Here is a 17,762-nt window from a genome sequence, read left to right on the forward strand (position 1 = left end):
AGTCTTTGGCGTTGACGCAAAGGTTCGGCGTACCTAAATATGCCGCGTTCCGTGGTGATTTGGCCGGTCGGCTTGCAGCCACGTAAAATAAGTTGCTAAATGACCGATCGCAGCAACTCCGTTGGGACCGGTCGCCTATTGCCGCCGGTTTTTTTGTTTCTGGAGTCGAGCCGTGCCCATCAAGATCCCTGACCAGCTACCCGCCCACGACATTCTTGTCAGAGAAGGCGTTCAGGTGATGGATGAGCGCACCGCGCTGAGGCAGGATATCCGGCCGCTTCAGATCGGCCTGCTGAACCTGATGCCGAACAAGATACGCACGGAGACGCAGTTCGCTCGTCTCATCGGCGCATCACCCCTTCAGGTGGAGCTGACGCTGGTGCGCATTGGCAGTCACGCCGCCAAAAACACCTCCGAGGAGCACCTCATCGCCTTCTATCAGACCTGGGAGGAGGTGAAGCAGCGCAAGTTCGACGGCTTCATCGTCACCGGTGCGCCCGTCGAAAAGCTCGACTTCGAAGAGGTGAACTACTGGGACGAACTCACGCAGATCTTCGACTGGACGACGACCAACGTACATTCGTCCTTCTTCATCTGCTGGGGCGCGATGGCGGCTGCCTGGCACTTCCACCGGATCCCGAAATATCAGCTCGACAAAAAGGCGTTTGGCGTCTTCCGTCACAAGAACCACGCGCCGGCATCGCCGTATCTGACGGGCTTTTCGGACGACTTCGCGATCCCCGTCTCGCGCTGGACCGAGGTTCGATCGCAGGACATCCGGGCCAATCCCGAGCTGGAATTGCTGATGGAATCCGAGGTAACCGGGCCCTGCATGCTGGCTGAGCAGCGGGCAAACCGCCTCTACATGTTCAATCACATCGAGTACGATTCCACGTCGCTTAAGGAAGAGTATGATCGTGACGTCGCAACGGGCGTTCCGATCGATGTGCCGCACGAATATTATCCGGACGATGATCCTGCGCGCCCGCCGCTCAATCGCTGGCGTTCGCACGCGCACCTTCTGTTCGGCAACTGGATCAACCAGGTTTATCAGACGACAACCTACGATCTGAACGAGATCGGCAAGGGACGGAGCTAACCTGCAGCCTTTCCGAGTTGTCCAGGCAGGAACCCCTTCAATGAAATGGCGTTTCGGTACGACGCGCCTTTCATTGAAGGAATTTCATGCCCGCCAGGAAGAATAGTCTCCAGACCGATCAGATACGTTCTGCGGTCGATGCCGTCGTAGCCGAAGTGGAAGTAATCGAGAGCTTCGGCAAGGTCATCGACCACATCGCCGAGCTCAGTGACCTCCAGATAAACCGCTTTGGCATCTGCGTCGTGACCGCTGATGGAGATGTCGTCACCGGGGGCGAGGCCGATCATCCCTTTCCGATTCAGAGCATTTCCAAGGTTTTCGCGCTTACCATGGCTTTGGAGGCGCACGGCGATGATGTTTGGAAGCGGGTGGGGCGTGAGCCCTCGGGAGATCCGTTCAACTCCATCATCGACCTCGAGCGCATGAAGGGTGTGCCACGAAATCCCTTCATCAACGCGGGTGCACTGGTCGTCGTCGATATGCTGCTCGATCGCGAGAAGCCACGCCACGAAGATGTCGCGGCGTTTTTGGCCGAACATATCGGATCAGACGAATTCGACGTCGATCCGGAGATTTTCGACAAGGAGGCCAAGGGCGGCTACACGAACCGTGCCCTGGCAAATCTGGCGAAGTCTTTCGACAATTTTCATCACGAAGTCGACGACGTATTGAAGGTCTATGTGCGCCAGTGCGCGATTGCGCTCACATGCCGCCAGCTGGCTCTTGCCGGGCGGTATCTGATGCTCGCGCCACCTGGCGGCCGGAAGAAGACTTCCATTGAAGAGGCGCATCGGGTGCGGCGGATTAACTCCCTGATGCTGACCTGCGGCCAATATGATGGTGCGGGCGACTTTGCCTATCGTGTGGGACTACCCGCAAAAAGCGGCGTTGGCGGCGGCATACTCGCGGTCGTGCCGCATGTCGCATCGATTGCGGTCTGGTCGCCCGGGCTGGATGACAATGGCAATTCCCTGTTGGGTACGATTGCGCTGGAAAGGCTGTCCGAGCGGCTGGGTTGGTCCGTTTTTGGCAACCTGCCCCCCAAGGATGTCTAGCTAGCCCCGCGCGAGCTTCTGCCACTTCTTTATGGCGCGATCACGCTTGAGGCGCGACAGCCGCTGCAACCAGAAAACGCCGTCAAGCTGGTCGACCTCATGCTGCAGGCAGGTGGCGAGAAATCCGGTTGCCTCCTCGCGTTGCTCCTCGCCGGTAATCGTCTGGTAGCGAAGCGTGATCCGGTCGGGTCGTTCGATTTCTTCCGTCACGCCAGGCATGGAGACGCTACCTTCGGTATGGCGCTGCAATGTCTGCGACGTTTCCTCGATCACCGGATTCACGTAGATTCGCACGCCATCCTCGGGCGACAACTCAATGACGGTAATGCGCTTGAGGACGCCGATATGAGGACCTGTGATGCCGACGCCAGGGGCCGCACGCATGGTCTCAAGAAGGTCGTCGGCAAGTTGACGCAGCTCGTTATCAAACGTCTCGACTGGCGCAGCGGGCGTACGCAGCGCGATGTCGGGAAATTTTACGATGGGCCGAACAGTCATGCGTCGCCTTCTCCAGCTATTTGACGCGCCGTGCGGGTTGCCCCTTGCGGCGACAAGACCGGCACAAAGACCCGCCGCGAGGCGCGCGCTGATACCGGAACGCCCTGATAGAGGCGCTTCTGCGCTTCGACGACCAGAACGCCTGCGAAGATGGGCCCGAACCGCCTGCCAGCTCCTTCGAATACGCCATGCATGCGCATCATCCAGCGGCGTTTGGCGGGGGGAAAGTGGAGGGCATCCGCCCATGGCCCAGGGGTAAAATTCGTTTCACGCAGTAATGCGTTTAGCTGTGCCCGGGAAAACGGACGACCGGTGCCAAATGGCGTGTGCTCGAAACGCGCCCAGACACCGCGCCGGTTGGGGGTAACGATGACCAGCCTGCCGCCGGGCGCAAGGACACGCCAGGCTTCCATCAGCATCTCGCGCGGATTTTCGGCGTGCTCCAGCGCATGGACAAGCAGCATCCGGTCGATTGACGAATCGTATAGCGGCAATTCTTCTTCAAAGACGAGCGCTGTCGCACACGGGCCGTTGGCCGGCCAGCTTACCGCTCCCTGACTTGCGGGCATGAAGGCAAGGACACGCTCTGTCCCCTCGCGCAGCCGGTCCAGCCAGGGCAACGCATAGCCAAGCCCGAGCAGTCGCTCGTTCGGCATCTTCGCCCAGACCTGAGAGATGGCGCGTCCAATCGACTGCTCGGCCAGATGGCCAAGGGTAGAGGAGTAAAACGAGCGAAGTTCAACAATGTCGGAAAGCATTTGGCGACCCTAGCTGGCCCAAACCAGGACGACAAGGAGTGGTAGCGGCGTGACAAGGCCAGCCGCCGGGCATACATTCGCGCGCCTACGAGGAGAGCACTTATGGCTGTCGATGTCGAACTATTCATGTGCCTGTCGGACAATTTCGGAGCACTGGTCCGAGACCGCGAGACGGGAACCGTCATGCTGGTTGATGCGCCGGATGAACGCGCCATTGTCGCTGCTATCGAGCGCACGGGATGGGTTCCGAGCATGTTGCTGACGACCCACCATCATTCCGATCACGTGCAGGGAAATCTTGCACTCAAGGAGCGCTACGGGCTGACCATCTACGGCCCCGAAACTGAGGCGGCCAAGATCCCGGGCATTGACGAGATGGTGTCGGAAGGCTCTCAGATCCGCTTTGGCAGCCAGATCATCGAAACGATAGAGACGCCTGGACACACGGCGGGTCACGTTTCCTACTGGCTGAAGGATGCGAAGGTCGCCTTTACCGCAGACACCTTGTTTGCGCTTGGATGTGGTCGTTTGTTTGAGGGAAAGCCTGCAACCATGCACGCTTCCCTGTCAAAGCTCGCAGCGCTCCCGGCTGATACTACGGTCTATTGCGGGCACGAATACACGCTCTCGAATGCCAGATTCGCACTGACCGTCGATCCGACCAATTCGGCACTGAAGGAGCGGGTTCGCAAGATCGAGCAATTGCGCGCCGAGGATCTTCCGACCTTGCCGACAACTATCGGCGACGAACTGGCAACGAACCCGTTTTTGCGCCCGCACGACCCTGCAATCCGCCGCAATCTTGGAATGGAAACCGCCACGGACGCCGAGGTCTTCGCAGAAATTCGCAAGCGCAAGGACGTCTCCTGATTGTAGATCAGATCAGGATGCCCAATGCGATGAGCACTTGCGCGAAATAATAGAGCACCCAGCTGACCGGTGCCGTGTCCTTGGAGGTCGCTGGCAGGAAAAGCCGCGCGCCCAAAAGCATGTCGGAAGCAACGAACAGTACGGCTCCCGCGACTATCAGAGGCGTCGGGACCGTAGCTGCCGTCAGCACCATGATGAGGATCACAGCTACATAAGCGACAAGCGGCAGCCGCAGATCTGGTTCAACGCGCTGGAGGATGCTCGACGACAGGCAAAGCGCTGCGCCGATCACGACGGCAAGCAATAGCGGCCGCCATAGCTCCGACAAGATGAGGTCTCCTCCCAAGCCGCTCTGCCAGAACAGGACTATGTAGGCGAGGTGCGCGATAAGGAAGCTGCCAAGACCCAGCAGAAATCGTTGACGTCCGTTCTGCGCCAGAAACGCATCGCCAACTGCGCTGATGGCGAGTGCGAGGACAAGCAATACGGGGCCGCCTTCCAGAGCAGCCAGCAGGGCGAGCAACGCTACCGCGGCAGTTTTCATCGCCGTGCGACGCCAGGAAGGGGCGTCGCCCTGCTTCAGGAGGTAGAAGAAGGCGGCACCAGCTGAGAATATCAGCGTCCCGTTGGCAAGCGAATCGATCCCGCCAGCAAATGGCATCAGTTTTCCTCGGTCCTGCGGCCGAACAGCATGGACTTTGCCGCCAGCACGGCACCGACGGTAATGAACAGACATGCCGCGAGTATGTAGAGACTGGCCTCGGCGGCACCCGCGATTATCAGCACGATTGTCGACAGGAGGGGAGCAGCATAGCTGGCAGCGCCAAGTACCTGGATGTTGCCGCGCTTGACCCCGTGGTCCCAAGCGTAAAACGCCGCACCCACCGGCATCAGGCCCAGCCCGGCCACGGCGAGCCACTGCCCTATTCCCTGCGGCCAGATCGTCTCCTCAAGGAACAGATGGCATAGAAGTGATAGGAGGGCGGTTGCGGCACAAAACCATGTAACAATGCTCGTCGGCACGGATGGAAAGCGTCGGGACAGCAGAGAATAGCTCGACCAGGTCACCGCACAAAGCGCCGCCATCGCATAGCCGAATGCGAATTGTGGATCGAATGAGAGGGTTCCGCCACGCGTGACGATCAGGAAAGCGCCTGCAAGGCCGAGCGCTGCACCTGCAACATGAAACCAGCGCAGTCGCTCACCCGGAAGGAGCGCCGAGCCGACCACAATAAGAAGCGGCCAAAGATAGGCGATCAGGCTTGCTTCAACCGCCGGGGCATTGCGCAAGGCCGTGTAGTAAAAATAGTGGTAGCCAAATAGTCCGGCGATGCCGATCAACCACACGATCGGGGGGATCGGCGGATGATCCTGCGACGGCATGAAACCGCGCATGATGAGGCCGACAATGGTTCCGATCGCGAATGTGATCGCAGAAAGCTGGAAAGGTGGGACGTTTCCCGATTCTGCCGTCAGCAAAGCCAGCAGCGACCACATGATGACGGCAGAAAATCCGATCAGCGTTGCACGTGCCATGTCCCCTCCGCTCCCTCCAACGGCTTGAACCGTTAGCCCGATAGGCGGGTGCTCGCAAGCTGGCGGACGAATCAGCGGGCAACGATCTTAGTCGCGGCGATTCGAACGGTGCCGATCTGAGTGCCGTCACTCGCGCTGACGGGGGCGAAGAAACCTGTGGATCCGAGTTGGGCGAAAGTGATGCTCATGCGGCTCTTCGAGCGCATGTATTCGATCTGTTTCTTGCCCTTTCGGTAGCCCGACACCGGCGAAAAGCTGGCGCGGCAGGTTACCGTGCCGTTGTCTGACAGCGACGGTGCTGCCAGCGAAAGATCGCCGCGCAGTTCGCCATCAAAGAACCGGATCGTGCGCCCGCAGACTTTCGCAGGATCCTGAGTGCGAATGAGTGTGGCGGAGAGGGGATCGAGCGCGCCTGCAAGATGGGACGTCGTTACGTCGATCCACGATTCGCCCTTGCGGGGCTCGGGCGTGTTTTCGTAACTTGCGACTTTCCCACCCGAGAACCGGATCGCGGTGACGCTGTTTTTCTTGCCGGATTGGTACTGGGACGAAAAATGCTTGGGCGAGGCTCCATTTCTACCGATTGACCCCTCGACCTTTGCCGTCCCACTCGTTCTGGCAAAAAGGTTGGCGATTCCCGCGCTCGACATTTCTCCGTCGATTGCAAAGCTGTCGCCGTTGAAGCTGGAGACAAAAGTCGCCTTGCCAACAGGCATTCCCAATAAGGTTATCGAATAGTCGGCGTGGAACTTTGAGCCAGTGCCGAGCCTGGCGCGGCTAGCAGAAACAGCGACAAAGCGGCTTTTCCTAGCGCTTTCATCAGAAACACTTGCTGGGGGAATTCGGCGATAGTATGAAGGTGCACGGCCTGTCCAAAGGCAGCTTGCGCTTGACCGGAGCGCCATTTGCCACTATGGAACGGCAACTTTTTCCAGGAGGCCGCCTGAATTTACCCGCGTGCCGTGCGTAAACGCTACGGCAGTTGGTCTTGGTCGGCAACGAAACGAAGGTAAGTAACATGTCCCGCGCTTGCGAACTCACCGGCAAGGCTGTGCTGACTGGCAACAATGTGAGCCACGCCAACAACAAGACCCGTCGCCGTTTCCTGCCGAACCTGTGCGATGTCACTCTGCAGTCAGAGGCACTTGGCCAGAGCGTACGTCTTCGCGTCTCGGCTAACGCCCTGCGCTCGGTTGAGCACCGCGGTGGTCTCGACGCATTCCTCATCAAGGCTGACGCGAACGATCTGTCGCAGCGTGCTCGCCTTTTGAAGAAGCAGATCGGCAAGAAGATCGCTGAGCAGGCTGCTTAATCAGCCCAAAGCGACTTCCTGAAATCCTTGCGGCGGGCCTTTGTGCCCGCCGACTGGTTCCATCACCCAGGCTAAAAAAATGTCACGCACCCAGACAATCTGGCCGTTCATGGCCGCGATGGCAGCTGTTGTTGCTGCTTCAAATTTCCTCGTCCAGTTCCCCTTCGAACACCTAGGCCTTCAGGATATCCTGACCTGGGGGGCGTTCACCTATCCGTTTGCATTCCTCGTCAATGATCTCACCAACCGCAGGTTCGGTCCGGGTTCGGCACGTCGGGTGGTTTATGCCGGATTTGCAATGGCGGTGGTCATCTCGGCATTCCTGGCGACACCGCGAATCGCGATCGCGTCCGCCAGTGCGTTTTTGACGTCCCAGTTGCTGGACGTTTATGTGTTTGACGGGCTGCGCCGTCGAAAGTGGTGGATCGCACCGCTTTCGGGAGCGGTTCTTGGCTCGTGCATCGACACCATCCTGTTTTTCTCGATTGCCTTTTCGGCAAGCTGGTCGGTTCTCGACACCGCATTCGGGCTTGAAGATGGCTCGCTCGCGTTCGGTGTGCCGTTTTTCGGTGGCGAGGTACCGCTTTGGGTGTCGTTGGCGGTTGGCGACTTTGTGGTGAAGATCGTGCTTTCGGTGCTGATGCTGATCCCCTACGGGGCACTGCTGAACGTCATTCGGCCAGTCCGCGTCTGAACTAGCGGAGCTCCAGCAGTCTCTCGAGATAATTGCGCTCAAGCTCCGGGCTGAGCGCGTTGCCCAGCCTGCGGCGTATTTCTTCCAGAATCTGGCGCGCGCGCTGGGCATCGATTACGTCGGGAACCTCGACGGAGTCGCCGAAATCCGGACCAGTCGTGGCACGCGGACGGCCCAGCGGATCTCGACCCGAACTTTGCTGACGCCCGCCTTGCGCACCCTGGCCGTCCTGGCCTTCGCCCTGCATAGCCTGGAGCTGCTGCATCATGTCCTGTGCTCCGCGCCGCAGCGCCTCCAGCGCCTGTCCCTGCTCCGACACCGCGTCTTCCCCCTGGCCTTCACCAAGCGCTCCCTCGGCGCGCCCCATGGCGTCGCCTGCCTCGCCGAAGCCTTCGCCCGGCTGGAGGCCCATTCCTTCCAGTCCTTTCTGGAGCTGCTGCAGCTGTTGCTGCAACTCGCCTTGCTGCTGTTGAAGCTGGCGCATCGCCTCTTCAAACTCTTCGGGCGACATCTGCTGTTCGCTCTGCTGCTGCTGGTCCAGCCGGAACGTCTCGTTCATCGTTTCCTGCTGACGGCGCATCAGATTGCCAAGCTCGTTCATTTGCTGTTGCATCTGGCCCTGCTCGCCGCCGGGCTGTTGCTGGCGGCCAGCCTGCAAATTGTTCATCATGTCCTGGAGCTGCTGCAGCATATCCATGGCCTGATCGCGCGCGCCGGAGCGGGCGAGGTTTTCGATCTGGTCCATCATGCGCTCGAGATCGCCCGGGCGCATTTCCTGCGCATTGTCAGGCATCTGCATTGCCATGTTTGGATCTTGTGCAGCGCGCTCGGCATATTCACGCAGGAACTCGCGCATGGCTTCGCGGAGCTCCGCCATCAGTTGATCGAGTTCCTCGTCGCTGGCGCCATTCTCGATGGCCTGCTTGAGCGCTTCCTGCGCCTGCTTCAGACGCCGTTCAGCCGCGGAGAGCGCGCCATCTTCGATCGCAAGGGCCATGTTCCAGAGATAATCCGCCACGTCCCGTAGCGCGTCTTCGGTGTAGGCGAGCTTCAGACGCGATCTTGCCGACATTATGCCGAGGTATTGCGCAAGATTTTCTATCGTATCTTCCGGTCGCAGGGTGATAGCGTCCATCAGAGCCAGCACGAATGGCTTGGCATTGGCATCAAGCGCCAAAAGGCGTCTTTGCTCGACCAAGGCTTTGGCGAGCGGATTGGCAAAGGGGCGCTCGGGAAGAGTGATAGTCCTGCTTTCGCTCTTCGACTTTTGTCCGGCCCCATCTTCCGCCTCAAGAGTGAGCGTCACCGCTGTGCCCGCCCAAGGATGCTCGCTGAGGTCCTTGGATGTGCGCGCGGACTTCCTATCGCCATTTCGCCGCGGGAGCGCCAGCGGCATGTCTGGGGCGCCGTAAAGAGGCACTGCCTCCGGGTCGGCCGGCGCGGTGGGGTTGATCAGTGCGCGTGCGGCGCTTGCACCATAATCGTCTTCGATTTCATAAGTCAGCTCGAGCGCACCGTTGACCGCGCGCCTTGGCTCATCGACAAATCGGATTGCGGGAGGTGCATCAGGAATAATCGCAAAGGCCCAGCTTTTCGACTCAACATCCGAACCGCTCAGAGTGAGCATGCCATCTCGGGTCAACGTGTCTGAGAACTGCTTTGAGGTGGAGTGGGCTGTTGCGGTTCCGTTTACCTGCTCCAGGCCATCGTCTTCCGCTATCGCGGTTTCGGAGCCCGTGTGCGAATCCAGCCAAATCAAGCTTTCGTCGCCGCTCGCCCCGGCAATGCGAACAGCAATCGTGCTGCCCGTCGGGACACGAAAGACAGGCACGTCCTTGTCCTGCTGTTGAACAGTCAGAAAAATGGGAGGCTTTCCGGTGTAGGTGGGCGGCGTGACCCATGCGTCCACCCGAACGGGCGTGAAGGACGATGCCGTGTGGCTGCGGAATGCGTCGGTTAGAGTTCCGCCCAGCGGACCGGATGAAAAGCCAAGGGCGATAAACAATAGAAGCGGTGCCACTGCTCGCAGTGCCCAGGGGTCGCGCTCTGGCACACCGGCGCGCGGCAGATCGCCCGACAATGCGTTGAGGCGACTTGCCATCCTCTTCTGGTGCTGATGCCACAGGGCCTGAGCGAACGCATCCTGCGAAGCAGGTGAAAGCGTGTCTGTCTGCGTCAGGACGGGCGCGTGTTCCAGATGGTTTGACGCCTCGATCCGCCGGTCGATCTCGGCTGGGCTCGGTGATCGGAAGTGGCGAAGCGGAAACAGCGCGACGAATGCGGCGAGGGCAAAGGCAGTCAGAAGGCCGAACCGCAACCAGTCCGGCACGACGCGGAATACGCCAAACCAGGACAGGCTGACAAACAGACTGATGGTGACCAGAAGGGGCAGGACAAGTGGCCAGCCTCGTTCAAGCAGCATGGCGGCTCGCACTGACCCGCGTGTGCGGGCCAGTTCGCGTGGCAAGAGATCACTGCGCGCCTTATGCTGCCGGTCGGCCATCCGCTCCCTTCAGGCGCGAAGTCGCGCCATCACCAACGTCGAGAATAACAGTAAACGCGGCGAAGGCGAGGCAGGCGCGAAAACGTGATGAGGTCAAACCCAGTCCGGAACCGAATCGAGAGCGATGAGGTCTTCATAGGTCTGGCGCGGGCGCACCACATGGTAACGATCACCATCGACAAGGACCTCAGGAACCAGAAGCCGGGAATTGTAGGTGCCAGCCTGTACCGCGCCGTAAGCGCCAGCTGAACGCACCGCGATCAGGTCACCGGGTGAGAGGCGCGGGAGGTTTCTGTCCTGGCCGAGGTAGTCGCCGGTTTCGCAGACGGGGCCAACCACGTCGACAGTCAGATGGGGATCACCGCTCGCGGCTTCTTTGACCGGGACGATGTCGTGAAATGCCTCGTAGAGCGTCGGACGAATGAGATCGTTCATCGCGCCATCGACGATCAGAAAGTTCTTGGCTTCGCCCTCCTTGAGGAAGATGACTTCCGAAACGAGAATGCCAGCGTTACCGACAATCAAGCGACCCGGCTCGAAGATCACGTCGACACCGAGAGGCTTCAGGTGCTTCTTGACGACGCGGGCATAGTCCTCCGGAACGGGGGGAGGGTTGTTGTCGGTGCGGTAAGGAATACCGAGGCCCCCACCGGCGTCCACATGGCGAATGTCGTGTCCGTCTGCCTTGAGGGTGCGCGTCAGTTCGGCAAGGAGCAGGAATGCATCGTCAAACGGTTGCATATCCGTGATCTGGCTGCCGATATGCATATCAATGCCAGCCACTCTCAGACCCGGAAGCGATGCGGCCTTTGCGTAGGCTGCACGCGCATCCTTCCAGGCAATGCCGAATTTGTTTTCGGCCTTGCCGGTCGAGATTTTCGCGTGGGTCTTCGCGTCGACGTCCGGATTGATGCGCAGCGAGACGGGGGCCTGCCGACCCGCGGCAGTTGCACGTGCGGAAAGCGCTTCAAGTTCGGGGAGGGATTCGACGTTGAAGCAGTGGATGCCTTCTGCGATTGCGAAATCCATTTCGCGGGCGGTCTTGCCGACACCGGAAAAGACCACTTTGCTTGCCGGGATACCGGCTGCGAGTGCCCGCCGAAGTTCTCCCTCGGAAACCACGTCCGCGCCCGCGCCCAATTTTGCAAGCGTGCGGATCACGGCCTGATTGGAGTTCGCCTTCATCGCATAGCAGACAAGGGCGTTCATGTCGGAGAACGCTTGCGCAAACACGTTGTAATGGCGGGTCAGGGTGGCGGTGGAATAGACGTAGAACGGGGTGCCTACTGCCTCGGCGATAGCCGGCACGGCCACGTCCTCGGCGTGGAGCACGCCGTCGCGATAGTTGAAATGGTCCACTTTGGTGGTTCCTAAATCAGGCGGTCGAGAATGAAGGGCTTGTCGTTGTCCGGACGAGAACGGGCAGGCGGCAGCGGCTCGTTGTTTTGCTCCGCTTCCTTTCGCGCCCGCTCGGATGCCTCGAATGGCGTTTCAAGCTCGCTGGGGCGACGGCCACAGGCCGTGACCGCTGCTGCTACGGCAGCAAGCAACAGTGTCGTCCTGATCAGATTTCCTGCACGCATGAGCCCGTCCGTCCGTCAATTAGTCAAAGGGTTCTACCGGTTTTTTTACCGCCTTGCACCCCGTTTCAGGCGAGAGCGCCAGTAGCGGATCTGGCGACGAACTTCCGCCGGTGCCGTGCCACCAAAGGACGCGCGGCTCTTTACCGAGGCATTGACCGAAAGCACGCCGAACACAGCGTCGGTAATCCGCTCGTCGATTGCCTTGAGGTCTTCGAGTGAAAGCTTCTCAAGTGACACCTTCTTTTGCTCTGCAAGAGCAACAGCACGCCCGGTGACGTGGTGCGCCTCGCGGAACGGCATTCCTGCTTCGCGGACCAACCAGTCTGCAAGGTCCGTCGCGGTGGAATAGCCCGAGCCTGCAGCCTTCTTCATGGCCTGCTCGTTGATGGTCATGTCGCTGACCATGCCCGTCATGGCTGCAACCATGAGGTCGAGCGTCTCCGCGGCATCGAAGACAGCTTCCTTGTCTTCCTGCATGTCCTTGGAATAGGCGAGTGGCAGGCCCTTCATGACGGTCAGAAGGCCAATCAGATGGCCGTTGACGCGGCCGGTCTTGGCGCGGACGAGTTCTGCAGCGTCCGGGTTCTTCTTCTGCGGCATGATGGATGAGCCGGTCGAAAACTGGTCGGACAGACGGATGAAGCCGAATTGCGGGGTCGACCAGATGACGATCTCTTCAGCAAGTCGCGACAGATGCGTTGCGCAAATTGCGGCGAGCGACATGAACTCCAATGCGAAATCGCGATCGGAAACACTGTCGATCGAGTTGCGGGACGGCTCTCGGAAGCCGAGCGCCTTCGCTGTCATGTGACGGTCGATTGGGAAACCGGTGCCGGCAAGCGCTGCGGCACCAAGCGGCGATTCATCCATGCGCTCGATCGCGTCGCGAACGCGCGACAGGTCACGGGCGAACATTTCGACATAGGCCATGCAGTGATGGCCAAAGGTCACAGGCTGGGCTGTCTGAAGGTGGGTAAATCCAGGCATCACCGTAGCGGCGTGCGCTTCGGCCTTTGCCAGAAAAGCTTCAATCAGCGCGACCAGCGCAGCATCAGTACGCTGCAGCTCTTCCTTGACCCACAGACGAAAATCGACTGCCACCTGATCATTGCGCGAACGCGCGGTGTGAAGACGGCCGGCAGCCGGCCCGATCAACTCGGCAAGCCGTGCCTCGATGTTCATGTGAATGTCTTCGAGCTGCGCGGAAAACTCGAACTTGCCGCTCTCTATCTCCGACAAAATCGTGTTCAGCCCGTGAGCGATCTGTTCTTGATCTTCACGGGAAATGATGCCGGTCTCTGCAAGCATCTCTGAGTGGGCGATGGAGCCGCGAATGTCCTGGGCGTAAAGCTTCTTGTCGAACGAGATCGAGGCGTTGATGGCCTCCATGATCGCGGCTGGACCCGAGGCAAAACGTCCGCCCCACATCTGGTTGCTGGTCTTGTTCTCGTTCATCGTGCTAACCGGACCCCGGAAACTGACTGGACTTATGGAATGGCAAACGGAAAGTTTCATCTGCCGACGGGCCGCTTGATCGCGGTCGCCGTCGCGGCCGGCATGTTCGCAGGCGCCCTCGGCGTATACGTGATGGGTGGCAGCTCTGGCAACAACACAGCGCAATTGAGTACCGCAGAAAGCTCTTGTGCGGCAAAGCAGCCGCGTGCGGATCGGGTAAACGAGGCCGCCACGGGCGAAGTCGCTGCCATGATGGGCGCCAAACCGCCTCGCCCGCTCCACGACCTGAAATTCAATTCGCCTGATGGCGTGCCCATGAGTGTCGCGGATTTGTCCGGCAAATTGGTGCTTTTGAACCTGTGGGCGACATGGTGTGCACCCTGTCGCCATGAAATGCCCGCCTTGAACCAGCTTCAGGAGGAGCTCGGTAGCGAATCCTTCGAGGTGGTCGCGGTCAATGTCGATACGGGCGGGGATGAGAAGCCGAAAGCCTTCCTCCAGGAAACCGGTGTAGACGCGCTTGGCTATTACCGGGACGCCACGCTCGGGCTTTTTAACGATCTCAAGCGACAGGGCCTGGCTCTGGGACTGCCGGTGACACTGCTGATCGACGAGGAGGGCTGCATGCTTGCCTCAATGAACGGGCCAGCGGAGTGGGCCAGCCAGGACGCCAAGAACCTGATTGCAGCAGCACGATAATCCAGATTCAGGCAGTTGAACGAAGCCCAACCGGGTCGTGGCGCCTAACCCGATCTTTACGGATTAGCTGCGAGGGTCAGTTTGGGGGGCTGGCGCGAGGAGGTGCGAAAATTGTTATCACGCTTTCGAGGCGTTTCGCCCCGAGCCTGGCGCCGGGTCGTGATGTGGACGATCCTTGGTCCACTCGTTTGTGTGGCAATTTGCCAGATCTTCATCTGGTTCACCTTCCCCCACCTCGCTCCTGAAGATTTTCGCAAAGTTGCCATAACGGCCACGATCTTGCCGACTGTCATCGCTGCGCCTCTATTCTTTATGCACTCGCTCAAACTGCGTGAACTCGCGATCGCAAATCACAAGCTGAATGATCTCGCATCGCTCGACGGGCTGACCGGATGCCTGAACCGCCGGAGCTTCCAGTCGACCGTTGAGGACTGGCTTCGCAGGACATCGCAAGGGGCCTTCCTGATCATCGATGCCGACAACTTCAAGTCGATCAACGATACGTATGGGCATGAGAGGGGCGATGAGGCCCTGCGCGTGATCGCGGGTGCGGTCAGCGCCTCGATGCGGCAGGAGGATTTGTGCGGCCGTATCGGTGGTGAAGAGTTCGGGGTCTATCTGCCCAACGTGCAGATCCCTGTCGCGACCGAGGTGGCCGAGCGGTTGCGCGCGGCAGTATCGGATGCGCCATTTGCGCCGTACCACGACGACGACTATCGCAATCTTTCGGTTAGTGTCGGCTGCGCGGTTCACAGCCGGGCGACGAGCTATGCGGAGCTTTTCTCAGCCGCCGACGAGCAGCTTTACGTCGCCAAGGAGCTTGGTCGTGACCGTGTGCGGCTCGCTGTGATCGACCCCGCTGTCGAGGCGCAACTGCAGGGTCGAAGGCGAGCGGCGAACTGATTGGTTCGCCTCTCAAATTCACCGGGTGGGGACGGGATGTTCGCCGCGATAATCGTAGAAGCCGCGGCCGGTCTTGCGGCCGAGCCAGCCAGCCTCGACGTATTTTACCAGCAGCGGGCAGGGGCGGTACTTTGAATCTGAAAGCCCTTCATGCAAGACCTGCATGATCGACAGGCAGGTGTCCAGGCCGATGAAGTCCGCCAGCTGCAGCGGGCCCATCGGATGGTTCGCTCCAAGCTTCATGGCGGTGTCGATTGCTTCAACCGTGCCAACCCCTTCATAGAGGGTGTAGATCGCCTCATTGATCATCGGCAGCAGGATGCGGTTGACGATGAAGGCTGGGAAATCCTCGGCAACGGTGATCGTCTTGTCGAGCTTCGCCACATATTCCTTCGCCGTTTCGAAGGTGCTGTCCTCGGTGGCGATGCCGCGCACGAGCTCGACCAGTTTCATGATCGGAACGGGGTTCATGAAATGAATGCCGATGAAGCGCTCAGGACGATCCGTCTGCGCTGCAAGGCGGGTGATCGAGATGGATGAGGTGTTGGTCGCGAGGATGGCTTCGGGGTTCAGTACCGGGCACAGCTGGGCGAAGATCTTGCGCTTGATCGTCTCGTCTTCAGTCGCCGCCTCAATGACGAGGTCGACGTCGGCAAGGTCGGACAATGCAGGTGCGCTGGAAATCTGGGCAAGCGCCTGCTGGCGAATAGTCTCCTCCATCTTCCCGGATGAGACCTGTCTTGCCATATTGCCGCTGATCGTCGCGATCCCGGCCTCGATGCGCTCGGGCGATATGTCGTAGAGCTTTACGTCATATCCGGCGAGCGCTGATACATGCGCGATACCGCCGCCCATCTGACCGGCGCCAATGATGCCTATCGATTTGATTTTGCCCGTCATCATATCATCCCGTCCGAACCCGCAGGCCTGCCTCGTCGCCATATGAAAGAGGGCGAGGCGACCTTTGTCTACCCCGCCCTCGATTTCCTTAGCACGTGTCGCTGCAAGCGACTACGTTGGTTAGAGCGCCTTTTCGAGTTCTGGCAGGATGGTGAAAAGGTCACCGACGAGGCCGTAGTCTGCGACCTGGAAGATCGGAGCTTCCTCGTCCTTGTTGATCGCGACGATGACCTTCGAGTCCTTCATGCCAGCAAGGTGCTGGATCGCGCCGGAGATGCCGACGGCGATGTAGAGCTCGGGCGCGACGACCTTGCCGGTCTGGCCGACCTGCCAGTCGTTCGGCGCATAGCCCGCGTCGACCGCTGCACGGCTCGCGCCAATTGCAGCGCCGAGCTTGTCGGCGATCGGAACGATAACTTCCTCGAACTTTTCCGAAGAACCCAGCGCGCGACCACCCGAGATGATGATCTTGGCCGAGGTCAGTTCCGGACGATCGCTCTCCGACAGCTTGTTCTCGACGAAGGTCGAAACGCCCGGGTTGGCGGCAGCTGCAACGGTTTCGATCGAAGCTGCGCCGCCTTCGCCAGCGGCTGAGAAGGACGCGGTGCGCACGGTGATGACCTTCGTGGCATCGCCCGACTGAACCGTCTGGATCGCGTTGCCGGCATAGATCGGACGCTTGAAGGTGTCCGCCGAGACGACCTCGGTGATTTCCGAGATCTGCATGACGTCGAGAAGCGCTGCAACGCGCGGCAGGACGTTCTTGCCGGTGGTGGTCGCTGGCGCGACGATGGCGTCATAGCCACCAGCCAGCGAAACGATCAGCGCAGCGGTCGGCTCAGCGAGACGCTCTGCAAGTTCGTCAGCGTCGGCCACGAGAACCTTGCGCACGCCGGAAAGCTTGGCAGCAGCATCGGCAACGCCTTGAGCACCCTTGCCAGCCACCAGCACGTCGACGTCGCCGCCGATCTGGGAGGCTGCGGCCAGTGCCTTGTTGGTCTGGTCCGAGAGGGTTGCGTTGTCATGTTCGGCAACGAGAAGAATAGCCATTGGTAAAACTCCCTTTCCCGAAATCAGATGACGCCAGCGGACTTGAGCGAGGCGACGAGCTCGGCCACGTCCTTGACCTTGACGCCCGCCTTGCGGCCGCCCGGCTCTTCGGTCTTCAGGACCTTGAGGCGCGGGGAAACATCGACGCCGTAATCGGCAGCCGACTTCTCATCGAGCGGCTTCTTCTTGGCCTTCATGATGTTCGGCAGCGAGGCATAACGCGGCTGGTTGAGGCGAAGATCGGTGGTGACAATCGCCGGCAGCTTGATGTCGACGACCTGCAGGCCGCCATCAACTTCACGGGTCACCTTGGCCGAACCGTCGCCAAGCTCGACCTCCGAAGCGAACGTGCCCTGCGACCAGCCGAGCAGTGCCGACAGCATCTGGCCGGTCTGGTTGGCGTCGTCGTCGATCGCCTGCTTGCCCAAGATGACGAGCTGCGGGCCTTCGGCCTCGACAACGCCCTTCAGAAGCTTGGCGACAGCGAGCGGCTCGACCACGTCGTCAACCTTGACCAAGATGCCGCGGTCAGCGCCCATGGCGAGCGCGGTGCGGATCGTTTCAGCCGCCTGAGCCGGTCCGATCGAAACGACGATGATCTCTTCGACCTTGCCCGCTTCCTTCAGACGGATCGCCTCTTCGACGGCAATCTCGTCGAACGGGTTCATCGACATCTTCACATTGGCAAGCTCAACGCCCGAGCCATCCGACTTCACGCGGATCTTAACGTTGTAGTCTACGACCCGCTTGACTGGGACTAGTACTTTCATGGGTAAGAAACCTTTCCGAAACTCGTCAGGGACTGGCTAACAGCTGCCAGGGCCGCTTACTTGCCGAAAAACGACAT

At 60.0% G+C, this 17,762-nt stretch carries 19 protein-coding genes and 1 riboswitch; of the genes, 7 read left to right on the forward strand and 12 right to left on the reverse strand.

Features of this window, described 5'->3' with window-relative positions:
* Positions 1-41 precede the first annotated feature (41 nt).
* Positions 42-119: riboswitch (SAM riboswitch) on the forward strand.
* A gap of 53 nt (positions 120-172) precedes the next feature.
* Complete coding sequence (gene metA, locus IOD40_RS12310; RefSeq protein ID WP_198476842.1) at positions 173-1,099, forward strand: homoserine O-acetyltransferase MetA; 927 nt, start codon at positions 173-175, stop codon at positions 1,097-1,099.
* Between the two features lie 86 nt (positions 1,100-1,185).
* Entirely contained in the window at positions 1,186-2,154 is a 969-nt protein-coding gene (locus IOD40_RS12315; RefSeq protein WP_198476843.1) for a glutaminase, read from the forward strand.
* Here IOD40_RS12315 and IOD40_RS12320 read toward each other — a convergent pair whose 3' ends face one another.
* Positions 2,155-2,652: a peptide deformylase gene (locus IOD40_RS12320; protein ID WP_198476844.1), complete on the reverse strand. Its 498-nt coding sequence runs from the start codon at positions 2,650-2,652 to the stop codon at positions 2,155-2,157.
* Positions 2,649-3,410, reverse strand: coding sequence for a class I SAM-dependent methyltransferase (locus IOD40_RS12325; RefSeq protein WP_198476845.1), 762 nt, complete (start codon positions 3,408-3,410; stop codon positions 2,649-2,651). The genes IOD40_RS12320 and IOD40_RS12325 overlap by 4 nt, the downstream gene beginning before the upstream one ends.
* Before the next feature lie 102 nt (positions 3,411-3,512).
* Here IOD40_RS12325 and gloB point away from each other — a divergent pair, with 102 nt between their 5' ends.
* Positions 3,513-4,280 carry a hydroxyacylglutathione hydrolase gene (gene gloB, locus IOD40_RS12330; protein WP_198476846.1) on the forward strand — a complete coding sequence of 256 codons (768 nt, stop codon included), beginning with the start codon at positions 3,513-3,515 and terminating at the stop codon, positions 4,278-4,280.
* 7 nt (positions 4,281-4,287) lie between these two features.
* Here gloB and IOD40_RS12335 read toward each other — a convergent pair whose 3' ends face one another.
* The 3 genes from IOD40_RS12335 to IOD40_RS12345 form a co-directional block, all read right to left on the reverse strand.
* Positions 4,288-4,941 carry a lysoplasmalogenase gene (locus IOD40_RS12335; protein WP_198476847.1) on the reverse strand — a complete coding sequence of 218 codons (654 nt, stop codon included), beginning with the start codon at positions 4,939-4,941 and terminating at the stop codon, positions 4,288-4,290.
* Complete coding sequence (gene yddG, locus IOD40_RS12340) at positions 4,941-5,816, reverse strand: aromatic amino acid exporter YddG (protein WP_198476848.1); 876 nt, start codon at positions 5,814-5,816, stop codon at positions 4,941-4,943. The genes IOD40_RS12335 and yddG overlap by 1 nt, the downstream gene beginning before the upstream one ends.
* Positions 5,817-5,887: 71 nt before the next feature.
* Positions 5,888-6,721, reverse strand: coding sequence for a DUF3108 domain-containing protein (locus tag IOD40_RS12345; protein ID WP_198476849.1), 834 nt, complete (start codon positions 6,719-6,721; stop codon positions 5,888-5,890).
* A 113-nt stretch (positions 6,722-6,834) separates the two neighbouring features.
* Here IOD40_RS12345 and rpmB point away from each other — a divergent pair, with 113 nt between their 5' ends.
* Together rpmB and IOD40_RS12355 are read left to right on the forward strand one after the other, a co-directional pair.
* Entirely contained in the window at positions 6,835-7,128 is a 294-nt protein-coding gene (rpmB, locus tag IOD40_RS12350) for a 50S ribosomal protein L28 (protein ID WP_198476850.1), read from the forward strand.
* Positions 7,129-7,207: 79 nt separating this feature from the next.
* Positions 7,208-7,822, forward strand: coding sequence for a queuosine precursor transporter (locus IOD40_RS12355; RefSeq protein WP_198476851.1), 615 nt, complete (start codon positions 7,208-7,210; stop codon positions 7,820-7,822).
* Position 7,823: 1 nt separating this feature from the next.
* On the opposite strand, the gene IOD40_RS12360 is transcribed toward IOD40_RS12355, so the two are convergent.
* From IOD40_RS12360 to argH, 4 genes are all read right to left on the reverse strand, one after another.
* The gene (locus IOD40_RS12360; RefSeq protein ID WP_198476852.1) at positions 7,824-10,325 is read right to left on the reverse strand and encodes a TIGR02302 family protein; all 2,502 of its coding nucleotides are present in this window, start codon (positions 10,323-10,325) and stop codon (positions 7,824-7,826) included.
* 93 nt (positions 10,326-10,418) lie between these two features.
* Positions 10,419-11,684, reverse strand: coding sequence for a diaminopimelate decarboxylase (gene lysA / locus IOD40_RS12365; protein WP_198476853.1), 1,266 nt, complete (start codon positions 11,682-11,684; stop codon positions 10,419-10,421).
* Between the two features lie 11 nt (positions 11,685-11,695).
* A complete protein-coding gene (locus IOD40_RS12370) occupies positions 11,696-11,908 on the reverse strand; it encodes a hypothetical protein (RefSeq protein ID WP_198476854.1) in 213 nt (70 codons plus the stop codon).
* 45 nt (positions 11,909-11,953) lie between these two features.
* Entirely contained in the window at positions 11,954-13,363 is a 1,410-nt protein-coding gene (argH, locus tag IOD40_RS12375; protein ID WP_198476855.1) for an argininosuccinate lyase, read from the reverse strand.
* A gap of 39 nt (positions 13,364-13,402) precedes the next feature.
* On the opposite strand from argH, the gene tlpA reads away from it, so the two are divergent.
* On the forward strand, positions 13,403-14,062 hold the full coding sequence (gene tlpA, locus IOD40_RS12380) for a thiol:disulfide interchange protein TlpA (protein WP_198476856.1): 660 nt from the start codon (positions 13,403-13,405) through the stop codon (positions 14,060-14,062).
* A 162-nt stretch (positions 14,063-14,224) separates the two neighbouring features.
* Positions 14,225-14,965, forward strand: coding sequence for a GGDEF domain-containing protein (locus tag IOD40_RS12385; RefSeq protein WP_233713970.1), 741 nt, complete (start codon positions 14,225-14,227; stop codon positions 14,963-14,965).
* Between the two features lie 18 nt (positions 14,966-14,983).
* Here the strand turns inward: IOD40_RS12385 and IOD40_RS12390 are convergent, their stop codons facing one another.
* From IOD40_RS12390 to IOD40_RS12400, 3 genes are all read right to left on the reverse strand, one after another.
* On the reverse strand, positions 14,984-15,865 hold the full coding sequence (locus IOD40_RS12390) for a 3-hydroxybutyryl-CoA dehydrogenase (protein ID WP_198476858.1): 882 nt from the start codon (positions 15,863-15,865) through the stop codon (positions 14,984-14,986).
* A 120-nt stretch (positions 15,866-15,985) separates the two neighbouring features.
* Complete coding sequence (locus tag IOD40_RS12395; RefSeq protein ID WP_198476859.1) at positions 15,986-16,915, reverse strand: electron transfer flavoprotein subunit alpha/FixB family protein; 930 nt, start codon at positions 16,913-16,915, stop codon at positions 15,986-15,988.
* A gap of 23 nt (positions 16,916-16,938) precedes the next feature.
* Positions 16,939-17,685 (reverse strand): electron transfer flavoprotein subunit beta/FixA family protein, encoded by a 747-nt coding sequence (locus tag IOD40_RS12400; protein ID WP_198476860.1) that lies wholly within the window; start codon positions 17,683-17,685, stop codon positions 16,939-16,941.
* Positions 17,686-17,762 lie beyond the last annotated feature (77 nt).

This window comes from Aquamicrobium zhengzhouense, from assembly GCF_016124105.1.
Taxonomy (GTDB): domain Bacteria; phylum Pseudomonadota; class Alphaproteobacteria; order Rhizobiales; family Rhizobiaceae; genus Aerobium; species Aerobium zhengzhouense.